4 protein-coding genes and 1 pseudogene are annotated in these 5,274 nt (G+C 45.9%); all 5 read left to right on the top strand.

Annotation, left to right across the window (positions count from 1 at the left end; genetic code table 11):
- A pseudogene (locus tag AB4653_RS19975) lies at nucleotides 1-470 on the top strand (sugar ABC transporter substrate-binding protein); the annotation flags it as partial.
- A gap of 181 nt (nucleotides 471-651) precedes the next feature.
- Nucleotides 652-1,590: a carbohydrate ABC transporter permease gene (locus AB4653_RS19970; RefSeq protein WP_009848503.1), complete on the top strand. Its 939-nt coding sequence runs from the start codon at nucleotides 652-654 to the stop codon at nucleotides 1,588-1,590.
- A complete protein-coding gene (locus AB4653_RS19965) occupies nucleotides 1,587-2,444 on the top strand; it encodes a carbohydrate ABC transporter permease (RefSeq protein ID WP_009848502.1) in 858 nt (285 codons plus the stop codon). Before AB4653_RS19970 ends, AB4653_RS19965 begins: the two co-directional genes overlap by 4 nt.
- A 6-nt stretch (nucleotides 2,445-2,450) precedes the next feature.
- A complete protein-coding gene (locus tag AB4653_RS19960; protein WP_009848501.1) occupies nucleotides 2,451-3,563 on the top strand; it encodes an ABC transporter ATP-binding protein in 1,113 nt (370 codons plus the stop codon).
- Between the two features lie 286 nt (nucleotides 3,564-3,849).
- Complete coding sequence (gene hflX / locus AB4653_RS19955; RefSeq protein WP_009848500.1) at nucleotides 3,850-5,217, top strand: GTPase HflX; 1,368 nt, start codon at nucleotides 3,850-3,852, stop codon at nucleotides 5,215-5,217.
- The last annotated feature ends 57 nt before the right edge of the window (nucleotides 5,218-5,274 follow it).

The raw sequence follows: 5,274 nt of genomic DNA, 5'->3' as shown, positions 1-5,274 counted from the left end.
TCATGGGTGACTGGGCGAAAGGTGAATTTACTGCGGCAGGCAAAGTGCCGGGTAAAGATTACATCTGTGCACCAGCTCCAGGTACTGCCGGCCAATTTACTTTCAATATCGATAGCTTTGCGTTCTTTGAGTTAAGCGACCAAGAGAACCAAAAAGCGCAGCAAGACCTAGCGAAAACCATTCTTACCAAAGATTTCCAAGAAGTCTTCAACCTTAACAAAGGTTCTATCCCTGTACGTCTAGATATGGACATGTCTAAATTCGACCAATGTGCGTTGGATTCAATGGCTACTTTCAAAGCGAGTGCTGAATCGGGCGATCTTGTTCCGAGTATGGCTCACGGCCTAGCGACAACAAGCTATGCTCAAGGCGCTATCTATGACGTAGTGACCAACTTCTTCAACGAGAAAGATGCCGATCCTAAACAAGCGGCAGCTAAGTTAGCAAAAGCAGTGAAAGCGGCTATCTAATCTAACTTGATAAGTGACACACAACGCACGTGAGTGACGGGCTGTGTTGCTTTATCGAACCCCCAGGGTGGGTAGGCTCGTAGGGAGCCTATCTGCTCTTCACTCCCAATTCTGATATGCGTGATGCTGATGTGGTGCCGAAAGGTAAGCCATTGGCTCGATTGTGCAACAAGGATAAGTTATGGAGCATGTTTTGACTGAGTCGACTCCAAAACCCACAAGGAGCCAGCCTGCACCGAAACCGAGTTTTGCTGACAGGTTGCAACATTGGTTACCTAAAATTGTACTGGCGCCGACTGCGTTAGTGACCGTGGTGTGTATCTACGGCTACATATTTTGGACGGCAGCGTTGTCGTTCACCAACTCTCGATTTCTGCCGAGCTTTAATTTCGTTGGTTTAACCCAATATGAAAAGCTGATGGATAACGATCGCTGGATTACCTCAATCACCAACCTCGGTGTGTTTGGTTTTCTATTTATGGCGATTGCCATCTTGCTTGGTGTTGGTTTAGCGGTATTGCTTGACCAGAACATCCGTCAAGAAGGGGCGATTCGTACCATCTATCTCTACCCAATGGCGTTGTCATTCATTGTGACGGGTACGGCGTGGAAATGGATTCTTAATCCGGGTCTTGGCATTGAAAAACTGATGCAAGATTGGGGATTTACTGACTTCAAATTTGACTGGCTAGTCGACTCCGAAATGTCGGTGTATACCTTGGTTATCGCAGCACTTTGGCAGTCTTCAGGGTTTGTGATGGCGATGTTCTTAGCAGGTCTGCGTGGCATCGATTCTTCAATCATCAAAGCGGCGCAAATTGATGGGGCAAGCTTACCTACCATCTATCTCAAAATCATTCTGCCTTGTTTGCGCCCTGTGGTCTTCAGTGCGGTGATCATTACTTCTCACATTGCGATTAAGAGCTTCGACCTTGTGACGGCAATGACAGCGGGTGGCCCCGGTTATTCATCGGATCTTCCTGCGCTATTCATGTACGCACACTCTTTTACTCGCGGACAAATTGGCCTTGGTGCTGCCAGTGCCATGATGATGCTTGCCGGTATCTTAGCGATTCTCGTGCCTTATCTTTACTCTGAACTTAGGGAGAAAAAGTCATGATGAATAACATCAATTTTGCTCGAATCTTTATTTATTCAGCACTGCTTTTCTTCTGTTTAGTGTATCTAATGCCATTGTTCGTGATGGCGCTGACGTCATTCAAAACTCTGCCTGACATCAAAGCGGGTAACTTAATGAGCTTGCCGAAAGAGTGGGTGTTCGATGCTTGGTATAAAGCGTGGGATACCGCCTGTACGGGCGTGAAATGTGAAGGTATTAAAGGTTACTTCTGGAACTCGTTCCAAATGGTGATTCCTGCGGTTGCGATCTCAACATTGCTCGGTGCATTCAATGGTTATGTCGTGACGAAATGGCAATTTAGAGGTTCAAACCTGTTCTTTAGCTTGTTGTTGTTTGGTTGCTTCATCCCATTCCAAGTGGTGTTGCTGCCAATGGCAACCATGCTTGGCAAGATGGGTTTAGCAAACACAACCATCGGTTTGGTGATTGTGCACGTTATCTACGGCATGGCGTTTACGACTCTATTTTTCCGTAACTTCTACATCTCGATTCCTGATGAATTGATCAAAGCAGCAAAACTGGATGGCGCAGGCTTCTTTACCATTTTCTTTAAGATCTTATTACCGATCTCTACACCTATCATCATGGTGACAGTGATCTGGCAGTTCACCGCAATCTGGAACGATTTCTTATTCGGGGTGGTGTATTCGGGCTCAGAGACACAGCCGATTACCGTGGCATTAAACAACCTAGTCAACACCAGCACAGGCGTTAAAGAATATAACGTCGATATGGCTGCCGCGATCATCGCTGCCTTGCCAACGCTGTTGGTGTACGTCTTCGCAGGAAAATATTTTGTTCGTGGCCTAACGGCAGGATCAGTAAAAGGATAATTACCCATGGCAACATTAGATTTAAAACAGATCCGTAAAACCTATCGCAACGCGGACAACGAAACGTTAAAGGGCATCGACATTAGTATCGATTCGGGGGAATTTTTGATACTTGTCGGCCCTTCGGGGTGTGGGAAATCCACCTTGATGAACACCATCGCTGGGCTAGAGAATATTAGCTCGGGTGAGATTGTAATTGATGGCATAGACGTGGCGCAGGTTGAACCTAAAGATCGCGATATCGCGATGGTATTCCAGTCGTACGCCTTGTATCCAAACATGACGGTGCGTGGCAATATCGCTTTCGGTTTGAAGATTCGCAAGATGCCGCAGCAAGAGATTGATGCTGAAGTAAATCGAGTGGCAGAAATGCTGCAAATCGAACAGTTGCTTGATCGTAAACCGTCGCAACTTTCTGGTGGTCAGCGTCAACGTGTCGCGATGGGACGCGCTCTAGCTCGTCGTCCTAAGCTGTATCTGTTTGATGAGCCGCTTTCTAACTTGGATGCCAAGCTGCGTGTTGAGATGCGCCATCAGATTAAACGTCTGCACCAGAAGCTGAATACCACGATTGTTTATGTAACCCATGATCAAATCGAAGCGATGACTCTGGCGGATCGCATCGCAGTAATGAAAGACGGTGAACTGCAGCAGTTAGGCACACCGCAAGAGATCTATACCAAGCCAAACAATATGTTCGTAGCGGGCTTTATGGGCTCACCATCAATGAACTTCATTAAGACCATGGTGGATTTGGACGACGATCAGAATCCGATCATCAAAGTAACTGGCACGGCGGAGCAAGAACACCACATTCGATTGCCTCAGAGTATGCGTGACCAAGATGGCAAAGAGTTGGTGATTGGGTTGCGTCCAGAACACATCACTGAGCAAGAAGGTGATGATGTGTCGGCAACTACAAAGCTAGATCTGCAATTGGAAGTGTTGGAGCCAACAGGGCCAGATACCATCGCAATGGTTAAAGTGAACGACCAAGAAGTCGCGTGTCGTTTGTCACCAGAGTTTGAAGTGTCGGTTGGGCAAATGGCACCGCTTCATTTTGACTTATCAAAGGCGGTATTCTTCGATGCTCAGACTGAAGCGAGAATCGACTTCTAACTTCTAACTTCTAGTTATTGAGTTAGTTTAACAATCAAAGTTCATGTCTAAATCAAAGGCAGTATCACCAACTACTAATAAGTAAGGTGATGCTGCCTTTTTCGTTGGCTATACTTGCTTTTTATCCCTTATAAAAACAGAGGGATAAACGATATATATGCTTCTACTGCAATAATATCGTGATTTAGTATCCCTTAGCTCTATAAAGCTGACGTAGAAACGCGTAGGATCACACTACTTTAGACCAGAAACTAGGCTGCACCTTGGTGCATAAACAGAAGAATACATGAAACTAACAGCAAAACCAGCGGCGAATAACGCTTTACTTATTTCTATTACGACACCGGATTTTAAAGGTGACGAAGCAAAAGAGTCTCTTGCCGAACTTGCTCGCTTAGTGACAACCCTAGGGTTTAAAGTCGTCGGTACGCAATCGCAACACCACAGTTCATCTCAAAGACAGAATGTGCTGGGTGCCGGTAAGCTTGCTGAAATTGCACACCTAACTGGTTATCAAGGCTCTATTGAAGAAGCAGAAGATGAAGATTTTATTGATGAGTCGTTTGATTTTAGTTCTGAAATCGATGAGCTAGATTTTGATGATCTTCCAACGGGCAACTTCCAATACGGTGCCGCTGATGTTGTGGTATTTGACTGTGATTTAAGTCCATCTCAAATGCGTACTGTTGAGGCGAGTTTGGGTGTGGAAGTATTTGACCGTACTGGCATCATCATCGAAATCTTCAGCCGCCACGCTCGTACTCGTACTGCTCGTCTGCAAGTTGATATCGCTCGTCTAAACTACTTAGTGCCACGACTTCGTGAAACGGCTGAGGGCGATAAAGAACGCCAAATGGGTCAGGGCGCCGGTGAAACTTCACTAGAGCTAGACCGTCGTAACGTACGTGACCAAATTGCTGCGCTTAAGCGTGAGCTAGTAAGCGTACAAGATGAAATGAAGACCCGACGCACAAGGCGCGCGGAGCTTTTCACTGTTGCTTTAGTTGGCTACACCAATGCCGGTAAGTCTTCGATGATGCGTGCAATGACCGCAACCGAAGTGGTCGGTGAAGATAAACTGTTCGCAACGCTAGATACGACGGTTCGTGCGCTTCAGCCGATTACTCAACCGCGTATTCTGGTTTCAGATACAGTGGGTTTCATCAAGAAATTGCCACACGATCTGGTTGCATCATTCCACTCAACGCTAGCAGAAGCGCATGATGCTTCATTGCTGCTTTATGTGGTTGATGCTTCTGACGTTTCATTCCGCGCACAACTTGATGTGGTACACGACGTATTAGCTCAAGTGGGTGTAGAAGGCAGCGAGAAACTATTAGTTCTGAATAAGTGCGATAGATTGACTGAAGAGCAGCAATTAGAGCTGATCGAAGAATTCCCAGATGCGATGCTAACGTCGACTCGAGATCCGCTAGATATCACGAAACTGCACAAGTACATCGTTGGTGTTGCTGAAGAAGGCATGATCGAAGAAGAGATCACCATCCCTTATTCAGGACAAGGCATCATCGGAGAGATTCGCTCAAACATGAGTGTGGTTAAAGAAGAGTACGATTACGAGTGCATTAAGTTGACCGTTCGCTCTAGTGAAATTGACTTAGCTCGACTGAAAAAGCGTATGCAGAATTCTTAATATTTTATAGCGTTTAGACACAAGTTAAAATACCAAAAAAGAGAGCCTAGGCTCTCT

Source organism: Vibrio sp. 10N.222.48.A3 (assembly GCF_041475345.1).
GTDB lineage: Bacteria > Pseudomonadota > Gammaproteobacteria > Enterobacterales > Vibrionaceae > Vibrio > Vibrio tasmaniensis_A.
The sequence above is the reverse complement of the archived record's forward strand: the minus strand, read 5'-3'. Positions and strand labels throughout refer to the sequence as shown.